Below are 16394 nucleotides of genomic sequence, written 5' to 3'. Positions count from 1 at the left end.
ATATTTTGCGATGTGCAAAATATCACATTTTTTTCATTTTCCCTTATATATCAATAATTTTTTGACAATCTGTTGAACTGTGATGGATATCACATCTCTATTTTGCGTGCCCTCTTATAGTGAAAGTAAGCAAGAGAGACGCAAAAAGGAGTGAACAATATGAAAAAGAAACTATCACCACTCATGCAACGTTTAAAATATTTTTCTCCAATAGATCGTTATAACGATAATCATACGCAAGAAACGTATGAAGACCGGGAATGGGAAAATGCCTATAGAAAACGGTGGCAACATGATAAAGTAATTCGCTCCACACACGGCGTAAACTGCACCGGTTCTTGCAGCTGGAACATTTACGTAAAGGATGGAATTGTCACTTGGGAAGGACAAGAGCTAAATTATCCGTCTACTGGTCCTGATATGCCAGACTTTGAGCCACGCGGATGTCCGCGCGGAGCAAGCTTTTCTTGGTACATTTATAGTCCGCTTCGCGTGAAATATCCATATGTACGCGGCGTCCTTTGGAATATGTGGCAAGAAGAACTACAAAAACATGAATCGCCGTTAGATGCTTGGAAAAGCATTGTTGAAAATCCAGAAAAAGCACGCGCATATAAAAGTGCTCGCGGAAAAGGCGGCTTCATTCGTGCAAATTGGGATGAAGTATTACAGCTCGTTGCTGCTTCCTTACTATATACAGTAATCAAGTATGGCCCTGATCGAAATGTTGGTTTCTCACCAATCCCTGCGATGTCAATGTTAAGTCACGCAGCTGGCAGTCGCTTTATGCAGCTTATGGGCGGACCGATGCTGAGCTTCTACGATTGGTACGCTGACTTACCGCCAGCTTCGCCGCAAATTTGGGGTGATCAAACCGATGTGCCAGAAAGTAGTGATTGGTACAACGCTGGCTACATTATGACATGGGGATCCAATGTACCGCTAACACGGACGCCAGATGCCCACTTCTTAGCGGAAGTGCGCTATAAAGGAACGAAAGTTGTTTCTGTTAGCCCTGATTTTGCCGAATCAACAAAATTCGCTGATGACTGGATCAGTGTAAAACAAGGAACAGACGGTGCACTTGCAATGGCAATGGGGCACGTCATTTTACAAGAATTCTACGTGGACAAACAAGTAGACTACTTCATCAATTATGCAAAACAATACACCGATTTCCCATTCCTTGTCACGTTAAAACAACAAGAAGGTCAATTTGTTGCAGATCGTTTCTTAAATGCTGCTGATATCGGCCGGGAAACAAAGCTTGGCGAATGGAAACCTGTTCTTTGGAACGATAACGGTCATGATTTCGCTACGCCGCACGGCACAATGGGATCACGCTGGGATAACGAGAAAAAATGGAATTTACGTTTAGAAGATGAACAAACAGGCGAAAAAATTGATCCGCGTCTTTCTTTACTTGGTATGGAGGATGCAATTAGAACTGTACAAATTCCATACTTTTCTGATGACGGAAATGAGGTATTAGAACGTACCATTCCAGTGAAAAAGATTCCAACACCAAATGGCGATCTTTTCGTAACAACTGTCTATGATTTAACATTAGCAAACTACGGCGTGGACCGCGGTCTTGGGGGGCAAGAACCGAAGAGCTTTGATGAAGATGTTCCGTTTACGCCAGCATGGCAAGAAAAAATGACAGGTGTAAAACGAGAACTTATTATTCAAATCGCTCGTGAATTTGCGCAAAATGCCGTTGATACAAATGGACGCTCGATGATTATTGTCGGCGCTGGTATTAACCATTGGTTTAACTCGGATACGATTTACCGCGCTGTCTTAAACCTAGTTCTGCTTGTTGGGGCACAAGGTGTAAACGGCGGCGGCTGGGCTCATTATGTTGGCCAAGAAAAATTACGTCCGGCAGAAGGTTGGCAAACCATCGCAACCGCAAAGGATTGGCAAGGCCCGCCGAAACTACAAAACGGTACATCCTTCTTCTATTTCGTTACAGATCAGTGGCGCTATGAAGATACACCAGTTGGACATTTAGCATCACCAGTTGTCGGCAACTCACGTTATCAGCATCACGGTGATTATAACGTATTAGCGGCAAGACTCGGCTGGTTACCTTCTTATCCAACATTCGAGAAAAACGGAATTGAATTATATAAAGAAGCGGTCGCTAGTGGTGCAACAACCCAAGAGGAAATTGGAAAATATGTTGCGCAAAAACTAAAAGACAAAGAGCTAAAATTTGCGATTGAAGACCCAGATAACAAAAACAACTTCCCGCGCAATTTATTCGTATGGCGCGCAAACTTAATCTCAAGTTCTGGTAAAGGACACGAGTATTTCTTAAAACATTTATTAGGTACAACAAACGGATTAATGAACGACGATAGTGATTCATTACGACCAGAGGAAATAAAGTGGCATGAAGAAGCACCTGAAGGAAAACTAGATTTACTTATCAACTTAGATTTCCGTATGGCTGGAACAGCACTATACTCTGATATCGTTCTTCCTGCTTCAACGTGGTATGAAAAGCATGATTTAAGCAGTACAGATATGCATCCATTCGTGCATCCATTTAACCCGGCAATTGGTTCACCATGGGAAGCTCGTTCTGACTGGGATATTTTCTGCTCCCTTTCAAAAGCAGTGTCTGATTTGGCGCAAAAATTAGACCTTGAGCCAATGAAAGAAGTTGTTGCAACGCCACTTCTTCACGATACACCGCAAGAATTAGCACAGCCGCTTGGACAAATTAAAGATTGGAGCAAAGGGGAATGTGAGCCAATCCCAGGCAAAACAATGCCGCAAATTCATGTTGTAGAACGAGACTATAAAACGCTGCATGACAAAATGACCGCACTCGGACCAAACGTTGGAAAACAACCAATTGGTACAAAAGGAATCTCTTGGTCTGCTGAAAAAGAATACGAACAATTAAAGAGCAAATTAGGTGTAATCCGCACTGATTCTATCGCGAAAGGATGCCCTGACATAACAGAAGCAATCAATGCCGCTGAAGCTGTGTTAACCCTTTCTTCGACAACAAACGGTCACATGGCAGTAAAGGCATGGGAATCACTTGAAAAACAAACGGATTTACAACTGCGTGATTTGGCAGAAGAGCGTGAAGAAGAATGCTTCACATTTGAACAAATTACAGCGCAGCCAAAAACGGTTATTACATCACCTGCTTTTAGTGGTTCTGAAAAAGGCGGACGCCGCTATTCACCATTTACAACAAATGTGGAGCGCCTTATTCCGTGGCGAACAATAACAGGGCGTCAATCTTTCTACTTAGATCACGACATGATGAAAGAATTTGGCGAAACAATGGCAACGTTCAAACCAATTTTACAGCATAAACCGTTCCGAAAATCTCGCCCTGAAGTAGAAGGAAAAGAAATTACGCTAAACTATTTAACACCGCATAATAAATGGTCTATTCATAGTATGTATTTTGATGCACTGCCGATGTTAACGCTATTCCGCGGCGGACCAACAGTATGGATGAATAAAGATGACGCCGCTGAAGCCGGTGTTGCTGATAATGACTGGATTGAATGCTTTAACCGAAACGGCGTTGTTGTTGCACGCGCTGTCGTCACACACCGTATGCCGCGTGGAATGGCCTTTATGCATCATGCACAAGATCGCCATATTAACGTGCCTGGTACGAATTTAACAAGTAACCGCGGAGGAACACATAATAGCCCGACGCGCATTCACGTAAAACCAACTCATATGATTGGCGGATACGGTCAATTAAGTTACGGCTTTAACTACTATGGCCCAACTGGAAACCAACGCGACTTAAATGTCGTCATCCGCAAACTGAAGGAGGTAGATTGGCTTGAAGATTAAAGCGCAAGTCGGAATGGTAATGAACCTTGATAAATGCATCGGCTGTCACACTTGTAGCGTAACATGCAAAAACACCTGGACGAATCGTCCAGGTGCTGAATACATGTACTTTAACAACGTGGAAACAAAACCGGGCATTGGCTATCCAAAACAATGGGAAGATCAAGAAAAATATAAGGGCGGCTGGGAGCTGAAAAACGGAGATCTTCAGTTGAAATCCGGTTCAAAAATGAAGCGTCTTATGAACATTTTCCATAACCCGGATCAGCCAACAATTGATGACTATTTTGAACCTTGGAACTATGATTATGAAACATTAACAAACAGTCCGCAGCGTAAACATCAGCCGGTCGCTCGCCCAAAATCAGCTATTACAGGTGAATTTATCGATAAAATTGAATGGGGCCCAAACTGGGAAGATGATTTAGCAGGCGGGCATATAACAGGCTTACAAGATCCAAACGTCAAAAAAATGGAAGAAGAAATTAAAACGGATTTTGAAAATGTGTTCATGATGTACTTACCGCGTATTTGCGAACATTGCATCAATCCGCCGTGCGTATCTTCTTGTCCATCCGGTTCTATGTATAAGCGCGATGAAGACGGCATTGTCCTTGTTGACCAAAATGCATGCCGTGCTTGGAGATTCTGCGTTTCTTCTTGCCCGTATAAAAAAGTGTATTTCAACTGGCAAACGAATAAAGCTGAAAAATGTACGATGTGCTTCCCGCGTATTGAAGCAGGTATGCCAACAATTTGTTCAGAAACATGCGTTGGACGTATTCGTTATATCGGAGTTATGTTATATGACGCTGACAAAGTAAAAGAAGCTGCATCTGTATCAGATGAACAAGACTTATACGAGTCTCAACTTAACGTATTCCTAGATCCAAACGATCCAGAAGTAGCTGCTGAAGCAAAGAAACAAGGGATTCCAGAAGAATGGATCAAAGCTGCTCAGCAATCACCAATTTATAAAATGATTATCGATTGGAAAATTGCTCTTCCTCTTCATCCAGAATATCGTACATTGCCAATGGTTTGGTACATCCCGCCATTAAGTCCAATTATGAACATGGTCGAAGGAAAAGGAAGCAACTGGCAAGCAGAAGAAATTTTCCCTGCTATTGATAATATGCGTATTCCAATTCAATATTTAGCAAATTTATTAACTGCAGGCGATGAATCTCATATTCGTCTTACATTGAAAAAAATGGCTGTCATGCGTACTCATATGAGAGCATTGCAAATAAATAAAGAGCCTAATGAAGATATATTAAAAGAACTAAACTTAACAAAAGAAGACATTGAAGATATGTACCGTCTTCTTGCGATTGCGAAATATAAAGATCGTTTCGTCATTCCAACTTCCCACCGCGAACAAGTGGCAGATCTTTATAACGAGCAAGGAAGCTGTGGTCTTTCCTTTGCCGGCGGTCCTGGTTCTTGCATGACAATCTCTTAAAATAAAGGAGGTAACAATTATGAATCAAAGTTTACAAACAGCATTTTCTTGTTCTTCCTTTCTTCTCTCCTATCCTGAACAAGGATGGAGAGAAGCACTTACTCATTTACAAAATGATATTCAAACTATCGAACATGAGGAAATTCGCACTATCCTTACAACGTTTATCGAACAAGCAAAGCAAAAAACAAGTGATGAATTAATTCAATCATTTGTATATACATTTGATTTTGGCAAAAAAACAAATATGTATCTCACTTATATGAATACTGGTGAACAAAGAGAACGAGGAATTGAACTGTTAGAACTAAAACAACACTATCAAAAAGCAGGCTTCGCTGTTACAGATAAAGAACTGCCTGATTATTTACCGCTTATGTTAGAATTTCTCGCAAATGCTGGTGAAGAAGATAGTGAGCTGATCATGAAAAAATATGAAAGCAATATCGAAGCATTGCATCAACAATTAAAAGACATAAACAGTATGCACGAACCAATTGTCCGCTGCATCCTTACTGCTATTCGTGCATGGCAGTATGAAATAAACTAGAAAGGAGTACGACAAAGATGATGGATCAATTTTTATGGGTACTCTTCCCATATATCATTTTAGTCATTTTCATTGGTGGACATATTTTTAGATACAACTACGATCAATTTGGTTGGACATCAAAATCTAGTGAACTATTAGAGAAGAAAATGCTCCGAATCGGCAGTTTACTATTTCATTTTGGTATTATGTTCGTAATTGGCGGACATGTCATGGGAATTTTAATCCCTGAATCCATCTACAGTTCCCTCGGCATTTCTGAACATACGTATCATATAATGGCAATCGGTTTCGGTCTTCCGGCAGGTATTGCTTCTGTAATCGGATTATTCATTTTAACGTATCGCCGCTTTACCGTAAAACGGATTATTGCAACGAGTACAACCGGAGACTATATCGCTCTCATCTTGTTGCTTATTGTAATGCTCGCAGGACTTTCTTCTACATTTTTAAATATCGATTCAAACGGTTTTGATTATCGAACAACGATTGGCCCATGGTTCCGCAGCCTCTTTATTTTCCAGCCTAAAGCGGAGTATATGGCGGAGGTGCCAATTTGGTTTAAAATTCACATCATTGCAGCTATGGGACTGTTTGCAACATGGCCATTTACAAGACTTGTTCATGTCTTTAGCGTACCAGTGAAATACTTACGACGCAGTTATATCATTTATCGGAAAAGAAAACCGGTAAAATTTTAATAAAAATAAAAAAGTGTGCAGCACCTTGATTGCACACTTTTTTATCCCGCTATTCGTGGGCATTAATACTCCCACCTCAAAGTTCAGCAAAAGCAAAGAAGTTAGATGGAAGATAAACTGCCCGTAAAAGCCCGATTGGGAGGGCTAATAATCAGTGGGGGATGAAGAAAACCCCCACTGATTAAAGTTTCACTTTATCCCTGCTCTATTTGTGTTCGATACTGATTTCCCCAATCACGCATCATTATGATAATCGGAATTAACGACTTTCCGAATTCCGTTAACGAGTATTCAACCTTCGGAGGTACTTCCTTATATACTTCACGGTGAATCACACCATCAGCCTCTAGCTCTCGTAATTGTCTCGTTAACATTCGCTGTGTGATACCAGGCATCAATCGTAAAAATTGATTAAAGCGAATTTCTCCATTTATTAAATGAAATAGAATAACGCCTTTCCATTTTCCGCCGATTACATCTAATGTTACTTCTACTGAGCAACGATATATATTCTCTTTCTCCATCTCATCACTCTCCATTAGTATACATTTTGATACTATATGTCAAAAATGTGCGTACTTACATCTATAATTATACTATAGTAAAATCTATTTTGTAATCAACTTACCAAGAGAAAGTAAATTATCAAAAGGTGGTTATTGAAATGAAAAATACAAAAGAAGAAATTTTAAAAGCATATCAGTTTAGACATGCATGCAAAGTATTTGATGTAAATAAAAAAATCTCTGATGAAGATTTTCATTTTATTCTAGAAACAGGTCGTCTTTCTCCAAGTTCATTTGGCTTTGAACCTTGGAAATTTGTCGTGATTCAAAATCAAGATCTTCGCAAAAAACTCCTGCCGATAGCATGGGGAGCACAAAAACAATTACCAACAGCCAGCCATTTTGTTGTGATATTAGCTCGAAAGAAAGAAGATATGATGTATAACTCTTCTTATATTTCTAACTTCATGACAAATATCCAAAGACTTCCACAAGACGTGGTGAATGTGAAAGGTGATTTTTATAAAACGTTCCAAGAATCCGATTTCAATTTATTAGAAAGTGATCGCGCTATGTTTGATTGGGCTTCTAAACAAACGTACATTGCTCTAGGTAATATGATGACTGCAGCTGCTCAAATCGGTATCGATTCTTGTCCTATTGAAGGCTTTCATCAAGAAAAGGTAGAATCGCTTTTACGCGAAGAAGGAATTATGTCCGGAGATACATTCGGTGTCTCTTGTTTAGTGGCTTTCGGTTATCGATTAGAAGAACCACAACATGAAAAAACCCGTCAAACAATGGATATGGTTGTTGAATGGATTAAATAAAGCATCCATCAGTGGGGAGTTTTCCCTCTCCCATTGATGGATGCTTTTTCATAGAAGTAATCAGCCCGCACTTCTATGAAAAACCTACTCCAAAATCTGTATTCTCTGTACTAGGAGTTGCTTGAGGAACTGCTTGTAAACCGCTCCCGCTGCTACTACTTGAACTATTACTTTGGCCACTGCTTGGGCTACTTCCTAGTGCAGCGCCTCGTGTAATCGTAGTTGTCACTGTATCTCCAGGACGTAAACAAACTTGATTTGTATTCCCGATAACGACGACAACATCCATACATGTTGGTCCTGTTGATCCTGTAAATGTTTTCGAAGCAACAAACGAAGTATCTCGCAAATTATCTCCCGTGAAAATATTCCCAGAATTATTGACAATAACAAATTCCTTAATAAAAGCCCCCATTTTTATACAACCTTTCCGCATAAATCCATTTTATTTTTTCAACATATAAGTCGCTGCTATACAGAACAAAACATGACCACTACTTGCTTTCTTCCTTTGTTTTAAACCTCGCATGTGGCAGGAAAAGGCCCTGACCGTCTCTATGCACGGCCAGATGCCCTCGTCCCCCCTAAAAGGAAAGGGGTTTTTATGTCGTTTTTTTAACTTGTATATATATTATGCTCCTGCCGTTAAACTTGTCTCTAGCGGTGGAGTAAATTCAGTACCTGTTGGTACGCTCGGCGGCATTAACTTCCCATTTAAGAATGTCGCAAAGCTTGATCCACCAGCGCCGCTAAATGCCTTCGTCGCAAAAAATGGAGAAAGATTGTAGCAATTCCCCATATTGATTGCTCCTCTATTGTTTATGACTTTGATTTTTCGAATAAGTGAATTCACTCTTGAACCACCTTCCTTAACAATATCTCGTGCTTTCTACACTGTATGCAAAAGAAAAAAACTTGAAACGGACGCGTTTCAAGTTTTCAAAAGAATTATTACATTTTAACAAGTATTAGATGAAAGATTTTATTTTATTTCTCCTTCATACTGCATCATACCGCCAAGCATGTTCAATGTCTTATAACCTAGTTCATTTAAATAATGACAAACATTTTCGCTGCGCATACCAGATCGGCAAATAAAAATATATTCATTTTCTTTATCAAAGAAGTCTAATTTATGAGGAATATCACCCATTTTAATATGCACTGCTTCTGGAATTTTCCCATATTCTACTTCTTCATCTTCACGCACATCTACTAAAAAGAGCGTTTCTCCTTTTTCTAAACGCTCTTGTACTTCTTCTGGCATAATTGTTTTCACTTCAGTCATAAACTCTCCTCCTTCTTTCTCCTCAATTTTAGCATGCACCACTGAGAAAACAAGTTATGTGTAAAAGCTACATAATACTTGAGATCCGCTGATTAAGAAATTGATGCACTTTCCCTGCAAATAAATGCGTCTCAAACACACCTGCCATATGTCCGTATATACTTTCAATTTCATATACTTCTGCAAATTTCCCATTCTTTCTCAACAATTCAACCATCTCATAATTATAACGGGGAGGCTGCAGTAAATCTTGCTTACAAGGAATCATAAGGACGCTCGCTTCTACTTGCTGAAGCGCTTCTTCTAATGCAGAAAACCTGTGAACAATATCGTGTAATAAAGTTGCTTTTGCGGTGTACATCCATGAATTTGCATCAACAAAGGAGATATTCTGTAATGTAGCCTCGTTAATTGCTTCTTCAAATGAAGTTAATGTACAAAAATCTTGATACGGCGCAGATTCTGTACTGTCCCGCGGAAATGTCGTTTCATAATAGTGAGCATCATATGCATTTATAAACATCATTTTCGCTGCTAAGTGCAGTCCTTTTACAGGCTGCTGCTCCCCATAATTTCCCTCTTTCCAAGCTGGGTCTAATTGAATTGCATCGATTGCATGTTGCAAAACATTAATAGACGTTACAACTGGATTTTGCGGATTTGTAATCACGCCAACCATTCGTTCCATCATATGCGGATAATGAACGGCCCATTGCTGAGCAATCATACCTCCAGCAGATGGACCAATAACCGTATGCAGCCTCGTAATTCCCATATCCTTTATTAATTCATACTGAATGCGAGCCATATCAAGAAACGTGAAGACTGGAAATTCCATTCCATACTCTGCGCCTGTTTCCGGATTTATCGTTTTTGGTCCTGTTGTCACAACATAAGGATTTTTCACTTGTACATTACAAAGATTATCTGTACAAATTACAAAATATTTATTTGTATCAATCGCTTTTCCAGGTCCAATTAACGCATCCCACCAACCTGGAATTAAGTCTTGCTCTGTATACTTTCCTGCTGCATGACTTGTTGCACTAAAATAATGACACACTAAAATAGCATTTGATTTCTCACGGTTTAACGTACCGTATGTTTCATAACCAATTTGGATTGGAATTGATGCACCGTTTTCAAATGTATATTTCTTTAGCCGAAATACTTGTTTTTGTACATATAACATCTTTTCGCCTCCTTAATTCACACTTCGTTTCTACATAAAACAAATGAAGTGCGCTACAGAAGACTATTCAAAAAGAGAAAACACATTTCCTTTATTTGTTCAATTATTATTTCCTCTAAAACTCATATCACTATGTATCCAAAATTACTTCCCTCGCTATTCACATTTCACTTTTTCACACACAAATATATGCATAATATATAAAAATTCCCACAGACTAAAGTTATCTTATTTGGGTAAAGAGGGAATACATATGTTTTTCAAATGGTTTCGCAAAAAGAAGAACGATCATAAGCAAGTAGAAAAGAACAATACAGATACGAAGAAGAAGCAAAATGAACAAACCAAAAGCAATCAAGTAGCGCAAACGAAACAACAAGTACAATCGGACAAACAACAGGCAAATCAACAGCAAGCTCAATCCAACAATCAACAGCAAGCTCAAGCGAGCAAACAGCAGACAAATCAGCAGCAAGCTCAAGCAAGCAAACAGCAGACAAATCAACAGCAAGCTCAAGCGAACAAACAACAGACAAATCAACAGCAAGCTCAAGCCAATAAACAACAGACAAATCAGCAGCAAGCTCAAGCAAGCAAACAGCAGACAAACCAACAACAAGCTCAATCGAGCAAACAGCAGACAAACCAACAGCAGGATCAAAACAACAAACAGCAAGCAAACCAGCAACAAACTCAAAACAACAAGCAGCAAGCAAACCAACAACAGACTCAAAACAATAAACAGCAAGCAAACCAACAGCAGGATCAAAACAACAAACAGCAAGCAAACCAGCAACAAACTCAAAACAACAAGCAGCAAGCAAACCAACAATCAAAGCAAAGTGAAAACAACATTTTCAATTTTAGTAAGCCAGAGCACGAAACCGCTCATTCACTACAAGAATTGATCCAAAAATTACGAGAATCAAGCGACTTTGTTCACTATCATACTTCTGAAGACCCTACTAAACCGTATTGGATTTCATATTTTCGTACGTCAATGGATGGTATGAGATTACAGAATTATTTAATGCCTGCTTTATTGCATCATACTGCACCAACATTAGAAGAAGTAAAAGCAATGATTCCAATCAGCGGACTCATTATTACAAGTGACGTAAAAAAAATTGAAGAAATGGTTTTAAAGGGACATGCTATCATTCAACTACACGAACATGATACGGAATGTCTACTTGCAAACATTGCAATTGAAAAATATAGATTACCAACTATACCATTAAACGAATCCACAGTTATCGGACCGCAAGAAGGATTCGTAGAGGATATCGACACAAACATTAATCTTGTTCGAAAACGGTTGCCAGTTCTTGAATTAAAAACAAAAGAACTATTAGTTGGAGAATTATCCAAAACGAAAGTCGTTATCATGTATTTAAGCAATGTAGTAGAAAAAGAAAATGTTACATATTTAGAAGATATCTTAAACACAATTAAGTATGAACAAATTAATGATAGCTATTATATTCCCCAGCTCATGGGTAATACATCTATTTTTCCAACATTTATTAATACAGAACGGGCTGATCGTGTCAGCAACGGGCTCATTGATGGAAAAATTGCTACATTTGTTGATGGCTCACCAAATGTTTTGTTATCACCTGTATCTCTACTGGATTTCTTCATCTCTCCAGAGGATTACAGCGTGTCATGGTTTTATGCAACTTTTTCCCGTTTATTACGTTTTGTCGCAGTTACGTTTTCCATTTGTGCAACGCCCCTATATGTAGCTGTGCTTAGTTATCACTATGAATTAATTCCAAGTGATTTGCTGGAGACATTAATTTTATCGCGGGCACAAGTACCATTTCCGCCTATAATAGAGGCCATTTTCCTAGAGTTAGCTATTGATCTTCTGCGGGAAGCAGGAGCACGATTACCAGTGAAAGTCGGGCAAACGCTCGGCATTGTAGGCGGTATCGTAATTGGACAAGCGTCTGTCCAAGCAGGATTAACAAGTAATATTTTGCTAATCATTGTCGCTTTATCTGCGCTTGCATCGTTTATTACACCGATTTATCAAATGGGCAATGCCGTTCGTTTACTTCGCTTTCCCTTTCTCATACTTGCTGAGTTATGGGGATTATTAGGAATTTCTTTAGGATTTATCTTTCTATTAACACGGCTTTTTCGATTATCATCTCTTCGAAAGCCGTATGGGTTTGTTTATCCATTTCGCAAACAATTGGCAAAAGACTCTTTCGTACGAATGCCACTATCTAAAATAGATCAGCGCGGGGTTCAAGCAAGGCCACAACATGCTGGTCGTTATATAAAGGAAGTATTTCAAAAACGTATGACAGATTTCGATGAGTAAAAAGCGAGGAGCGCATATGAGTACAGTTAAAATCAACTATAAAGTATCTCCCATTTTTGTTTTTTTCTTAGTCCATAGCGCGCAATTCGGTGTTGGTGTTCTTGGATTTGCACGTGTTATTGCAAAAGCGGCCGGATACGATGCATGGATGGGCGTTATTATTGCAGGTATCATCATTCATATTATTATGTGGATGATTTACCGTTTATTAGAAAGTATAAATGGAAATTTGATTACATTGCATCATCATCTATTCGGAAAATGGATAGGAAATGCATTCAATCTAATCTTTATGGCATATTTCTTTCTTGTCAGTGTCTCCGTTATGCGCACATACGTAGAGATTATTCAAGTTTGGATGTTCCCAACGGCAGCTACATGGAAAGTAACAATCTTTTTATCCATACTTAGTTATTACATTATTTCATCTGGCTTTCGGGTTATGACCGGCATTTGTGTCATTTCTGTTATTGCTACATGTGGATATATCATGCAGCTATTTATAGTTATTAAATATGCAAATTTCGGAAACCTGCTTCCTATATTTTCTCATTCTTTTGGAGATATTTTAAAAGCGGCTCAAGCATCAACTTATACAATGATTAGTTTTGAAGTTATTTTGATGATGTATCCCTTTATCAAAACGCCTGAGAAATCTCATAAATTTGCACAATATGGTATTTTATTTTCTAACTTTTTATATCTATTAAGTACAATCCTTGCTTTTGCATTTTTTAGCGAAAAACAATTGTCAAAAACAATTTGGTCGCAGCTATCGATCACACAAGTCATTCACCTTCCTTTCATCGAGCGCCTAGAATATATTGCGATTTCTGGCTATGCACTCATTGTCATTACAAGTATTATCTTACCATTATGGGCTGCAACAAGAGGATTATACGAAGTCTTTTACGTCAAACAAAAGTACATATTAATTTCTTTATTATTTATAACTGTCGTCATTTCACAACTCCTAACCGAACGCCATGACATCAATAATTTTATTACTTATATCTCCAAAGCAAGCTTTTGGCTTGTTTTTGTGTACATCCCAATCTTATTTCTCATAATGTGGGTGAAAAAGAAATGGAAAACTTTAAGAAGCAAGTAATATTCCTTTTTTGTTTATGCTTATTTTTGACAACAGCATGTGTCCCAAAAAGTATCATTGACGACATTAGCCTCATTCAAGGTGCTGTTTTCGATGTCGCTCCAAATACAGATTCAAACCGTGAAAGATTACAAGTGACTTACGTTTGTCCAATTCAAAGAAAAGGGAACAAAGTACAAGTACTTCAAGGCTACGGAAATACAATTAAACAAGTGAAAACAACAACCTCTTTAGAATCGGGACAACCTCTTGCAAACGGACAAATACGCGTTACTCTTTTCACAGAAAAATTAGCTAAAAAAGGCCTTTCTAGTGTATTTGATACGCTGATTCGCGATGTGAATATTGGAAACTTAGTATATATTGGTATCCTTGAAGGAGGCGGCAATGGAGAAGGCAAAAAACTTTTATTAGGCAAATACAACACTGCTTCTAACGTAGCAATCTATATCAAAAAAATGTTAGAACAGAATATGAAATCAGGTGACGTACCAAGCGATAATTTATACATGCAAACTTTCCGATATTATCGTGAAGGTCAAGATACATATATGCCTATATTAAAAAAGAAAAAGAACAGCATTAAAATTACCAGTATAGCTCTTTTCAAACAAGATAAATATGTGGGAAAAGTAGAAGAAAAAGATATGTTTCTTCTTAAAACGCTGCTCGATAAAAGTCAACTCGACTCACATGAATTTAAAACAAAGTTAGGCTACACAACGATTAACAACATTCGTTCCTCTCCTTCTTATCATGTATATGTAAAGAACGGAAAGCCTTCCTTTGTTATTCGCGTAAAAATGGCAGCTCGTATTCAGGAAATTTCGAAGCATACAAACTTAGAAAACAAAAAAAATGTAGAAAAAATACGAAAAGACATTGTAAAGAAATTGAATACAGATGGAGAAAAACTAGTAAAAAAGCTTCAATCTCTAGGTGCAGATCCACTCGCTTTAGGTGCGAGATTTAAACAGCACTACCGACCGTTTCAATTAAAGGAATGGAGAAAAATGTACAAAGACGTTCCTGTAAAAGTACAATATGATGTTGATATTACAAATTCAGGAGTTATTGAGTAAAATATTTGATCCTCTTTCCTAAATCGAAACTAGAAAGAGGATCAAACGCAAAATAACTTTTCATACTTCTGTTTATTCCATATACTCAAAGGTAAGAATCATAAACGAGGTGGCACCGTGTCTAAAAAATTAATAAAGCCTATGTTACATATCATTCTCTTTTGCACCGTCTTTTTATTTGCTCATACATATTTAAAAAACGCTTCCTTTACACGTTATCTCCTTGCAACAGTACCCATACTTATCATTGGAATGTTTGGAATAGATATCACGCTATCCTTAACTGAAAAAAAAGAATAGCATTTGCAAAAGTAGAATATACACTGCCCTAACCTAAATCATGTTACAATAACAATCGGAAAAGAACGAGAAAGGATGAAACAACATGACAATCGAAAAAGGTTTAGATAAAGGGTACGAACTTGTTGCGAAAATGCATGAAGTATTTGGTCACCCTGTTGCAGATACACCAACAAAATTAACAGAAGAGCGTGCAAAAATTCGTGCAAGCTTCATGCAAGAAGAACTAGAAGAGTTCTTAGAAGCAAACACAGTTGAGGATCAATATGATGCACTAATTGACTTAATTTACTTTGCATTCGGAACGTTTGCCGAAATGGGTGTACGTCCTGATAAAGGGTTTGAAATTGTAAACAATGCAAACATGGCAAAATTATTCCCAGACGGTAAACCACGCTTCCGCGAAGGTGACGGAAAAATTTTAAAACCAGAAGGATGGGAAGCGCCAGAACCACAACTTCGTGCAGAAATTGAACGTCAACGTCAAGAAGCACTTGAAAAAGTAGGAAAATAACCATGAGATCACGTCATATATTGTCGAAAGATCTTTATATTGTGTCGAACCGCCGATATATCTTAAAAATCGCCGATATATGATGGAAAACGGTCGATATATTCTAAAAATCGCTGATATATTCATACTATGGAAAGGAGCCATCTACAGATGGCTCCTTCTATGTTATTTCTTCTTCGGTGCTGTCGTTTGACTTTGTTTCCCTTTAGAGAAATTAGATGAATCATCAAAGTTTGGCTGTTTTTGTCCAGCGTTATTACTTCTTCCTTTACCCATATGTAACACCCCCTTCTTCTTTATCATTCCCAAATAAAAAATCTCCTTGCATAGAAGGAGATTTTACATAGTTGATAAATTTTACATTTTATTGGCCTTGATATGGCATGCCATAATGATGGCCATGGTGATGATGATGCGGATGATAAATAACATGTTGATAGCCATGGTGATGATGTGGATAATGATGATGATATGGATGATATCCCACATGATGATAACCATAAGGATAGCCTCCATGTGGTGGATAATGCCCTACTTGCGTTGGAGGAAATACTCCCATACCATACGGGCTAGGCATTTGGCGTTGTTCATAATAATTCATTCGGTTCACCTCTTCCTCACAATTTAATGTGTCGATGTTATCATATTGCAAAAAGAGAAATAGGTGTTTGTCTATA

16 protein-coding genes are annotated in these 16394 nt (G+C 38.2%); 10 read left to right on the top strand and 6 right to left on the bottom strand.

Annotated elements, in window-relative coordinates; translation table 11 throughout:
* The first annotated feature begins 159 nt into the window (after positions 1-159).
* The 4 genes from BM350_RS22310 to narI are packed head-to-tail and all read left to right on the top strand — an operon-like array spanning position 160 to position 6559.
* Positions 160-3843, top strand: a complete 3684-nt coding sequence (locus tag BM350_RS22310; protein ID WP_090918751.1) for a nitrate reductase subunit alpha — start codon at positions 160-162, stop codon at positions 3841-3843.
* Entirely contained in the window at positions 3833-5308 is a 1476-nt protein-coding gene (narH, locus tag BM350_RS22305; RefSeq protein ID WP_090918753.1) for a nitrate reductase subunit beta, read from the top strand. Before BM350_RS22310 ends, narH begins: the two co-directional genes overlap by 11 nt.
* A gap of 19 nt (positions 5309-5327) precedes the next feature.
* Positions 5328-5858 carry a nitrate reductase molybdenum cofactor assembly chaperone gene (gene narJ, locus BM350_RS22300; RefSeq protein ID WP_090918755.1) on the top strand — a complete coding sequence of 177 codons (531 nt, stop codon included), beginning with the start codon at positions 5328-5330 and terminating at the stop codon, positions 5856-5858.
* A gap of 17 nt (positions 5859-5875) precedes the next feature.
* Positions 5876-6559: a respiratory nitrate reductase subunit gamma gene (gene narI / locus BM350_RS22295; protein ID WP_090918757.1), complete on the top strand. Its 684-nt coding sequence runs from the start codon at positions 5876-5878 to the stop codon at positions 6557-6559.
* A 194-nt stretch (positions 6560-6753) separates the two neighbouring features.
* On the opposite strand, the gene BM350_RS22290 is transcribed toward narI, so the two are convergent.
* The gene (locus BM350_RS22290; protein ID WP_090918759.1) at positions 6754-7083 is read right to left on the bottom strand and encodes a winged helix-turn-helix transcriptional regulator; all 330 of its coding nucleotides are present in this window, start codon (positions 7081-7083) and stop codon (positions 6754-6756) included.
* A 140-nt stretch (positions 7084-7223) separates the two neighbouring features.
* On the opposite strand from BM350_RS22290, the gene BM350_RS22285 reads away from it, so the two are divergent.
* Entirely contained in the window at positions 7224-7895 is a 672-nt protein-coding gene (locus tag BM350_RS22285; protein WP_090918762.1) for an NAD(P)H-dependent oxidoreductase, read from the top strand.
* Positions 7896-7968: 73 nt separating this feature from the next.
* Here BM350_RS22285 and BM350_RS22280 read toward each other — a convergent pair whose 3' ends face one another.
* The 4 genes from BM350_RS22280 to BM350_RS22265 form a co-directional block, all read right to left on the bottom strand.
* Positions 7969-8310, bottom strand: a complete 342-nt coding sequence (locus BM350_RS22280; RefSeq protein WP_090918764.1) for a hypothetical protein — start codon at positions 8308-8310, stop codon at positions 7969-7971.
* 216 nt (positions 8311-8526) lie between these two features.
* On the bottom strand, positions 8527-8748 hold the full coding sequence (locus tag BM350_RS22275) for a spore germination protein (RefSeq protein ID WP_090918765.1): 222 nt from the start codon (positions 8746-8748) through the stop codon (positions 8527-8529).
* Positions 8749-8877: 129 nt separating this feature from the next.
* Positions 8878-9183, bottom strand: coding sequence for a rhodanese-like domain-containing protein (locus tag BM350_RS22270; RefSeq protein ID WP_090918767.1), 306 nt, complete (start codon positions 9181-9183; stop codon positions 8878-8880).
* Between the two features lie 67 nt (positions 9184-9250).
* On the bottom strand, positions 9251-10375 hold the full coding sequence (locus tag BM350_RS22265) for a homoserine O-acetyltransferase family protein (RefSeq protein ID WP_090918769.1): 1125 nt from the start codon (positions 10373-10375) through the stop codon (positions 9251-9253).
* Between the two features lie 253 nt (positions 10376-10628).
* On the opposite strand from BM350_RS22265, the gene BM350_RS22260 reads away from it, so the two are divergent.
* The 5 genes from BM350_RS22260 to BM350_RS22240 all read left to right on the top strand — a co-directional run bounded on the left by BM350_RS22260 (position 10629) and on the right by BM350_RS22240 (position 15717).
* Positions 10629-12710 carry a spore germination protein gene (locus tag BM350_RS22260; RefSeq protein ID WP_090948310.1) on the top strand — a complete coding sequence of 694 codons (2082 nt, stop codon included), beginning with the start codon at positions 10629-10631 and terminating at the stop codon, positions 12708-12710.
* Between the two features lie 16 nt (positions 12711-12726).
* The gene (locus BM350_RS22255; protein WP_090920275.1) at positions 12727-13821 is read left to right on the top strand and encodes a GerAB/ArcD/ProY family transporter; all 1095 of its coding nucleotides are present in this window, start codon (positions 12727-12729) and stop codon (positions 13819-13821) included.
* Positions 13797-14903 (top strand): Ger(x)C family spore germination protein, encoded by a 1107-nt coding sequence (locus tag BM350_RS22250; RefSeq protein WP_090920267.1) that lies wholly within the window; start codon positions 13797-13799, stop codon positions 14901-14903. The genes BM350_RS22255 and BM350_RS22250 overlap by 25 nt, the downstream gene beginning before the upstream one ends.
* Before the next feature lie 117 nt (positions 14904-15020).
* Entirely contained in the window at positions 15021-15203 is a 183-nt protein-coding gene (locus BM350_RS22245; protein WP_090920264.1) for a hypothetical protein, read from the top strand.
* 85 nt (positions 15204-15288) lie between these two features.
* Positions 15289-15717 carry a pyrophosphohydrolase domain-containing protein gene (locus BM350_RS22240; RefSeq protein WP_090920261.1) on the top strand — a complete coding sequence of 143 codons (429 nt, stop codon included), beginning with the start codon at positions 15289-15291 and terminating at the stop codon, positions 15715-15717.
* Positions 15718-16081: 364 nt separating this feature from the next.
* On the opposite strand, the gene BM350_RS22230 is transcribed toward BM350_RS22240, so the two are convergent.
* Positions 16082-16318, bottom strand: coding sequence for a hypothetical protein (locus BM350_RS22230; protein ID WP_175483403.1), 237 nt, complete (start codon positions 16316-16318; stop codon positions 16082-16084).
* Positions 16319-16394 lie beyond the last annotated feature (76 nt).

The organism is Bacillus sp. 103mf (assembly GCF_900116295.1).
In the GTDB taxonomy this organism is placed as follows: domain Bacteria; phylum Bacillota; class Bacilli; order Bacillales; family Bacillaceae_G; genus Bacillus_A; species Bacillus_A bruguierae.
This window is presented reverse-complemented; position numbering and strand designations above follow the sequence as displayed.

Excerpts from the sequence above, each read along its gene's own strand:
- BM350_RS22310 (WP_090918751.1), top strand. The coding sequence starts at position 160 with ATGAAAAAGAAACTATCACCACTCATGCAACGTTTAAAATATTTTTCT.
- narJ (WP_090918755.1), top strand. The coding sequence starts at position 5,328 with ATGAATCAAAGTTTACAAACAGCATTTTCTTGTTCTTCCTTTCTTCTC.
- narI (WP_090918757.1), top strand. The coding sequence starts at position 5,876 with ATGATGGATCAATTTTTATGGGTACTCTTCCCATATATCATTTTAGTC.
- BM350_RS22290 (WP_090918759.1), bottom strand. The coding sequence starts at position 7,083 with ATGGAGAAAGAGAATATATATCGTTGCTCAGTAGAAGTAACATTAGAT.
- BM350_RS22285 (WP_090918762.1), top strand. The coding sequence starts at position 7,224 with ATGAAAAATACAAAAGAAGAAATTTTAAAAGCATATCAGTTTAGACAT.
- BM350_RS22280 (WP_090918764.1), bottom strand. The coding sequence starts at position 8,310 with ATGGGGGCTTTTATTAAGGAATTTGTTATTGTCAATAATTCTGGGAAT.
- BM350_RS22270 (WP_090918767.1), bottom strand. The coding sequence starts at position 9,183 with ATGACTGAAGTGAAAACAATTATGCCAGAAGAAGTACAAGAGCGTTTA.
- BM350_RS22265 (WP_090918769.1), bottom strand. The coding sequence starts at position 10,375 with ATGTTATATGTACAAAAACAAGTATTTCGGCTAAAGAAATATACATTT.
- BM350_RS22260 (WP_090948310.1), top strand. The coding sequence starts at position 10,629 with ATGTTTTTCAAATGGTTTCGCAAAAAGAAGAACGATCATAAGCAAGTA.
- BM350_RS22255 (WP_090920275.1), top strand. The coding sequence starts at position 12,727 with ATGAGTACAGTTAAAATCAACTATAAAGTATCTCCCATTTTTGTTTTT.
- BM350_RS22250 (WP_090920267.1), top strand. The coding sequence starts at position 13,797 with ATGGAAAACTTTAAGAAGCAAGTAATATTCCTTTTTTGTTTATGCTTA.
- BM350_RS22240 (WP_090920261.1), top strand. The coding sequence starts at position 15,289 with ATGACAATCGAAAAAGGTTTAGATAAAGGGTACGAACTTGTTGCGAAA.
- BM350_RS22230 (WP_175483403.1), bottom strand. The coding sequence starts at position 16,318 with ATGAATTATTATGAACAACGCCAAATGCCTAGCCCGTATGGTATGGGA.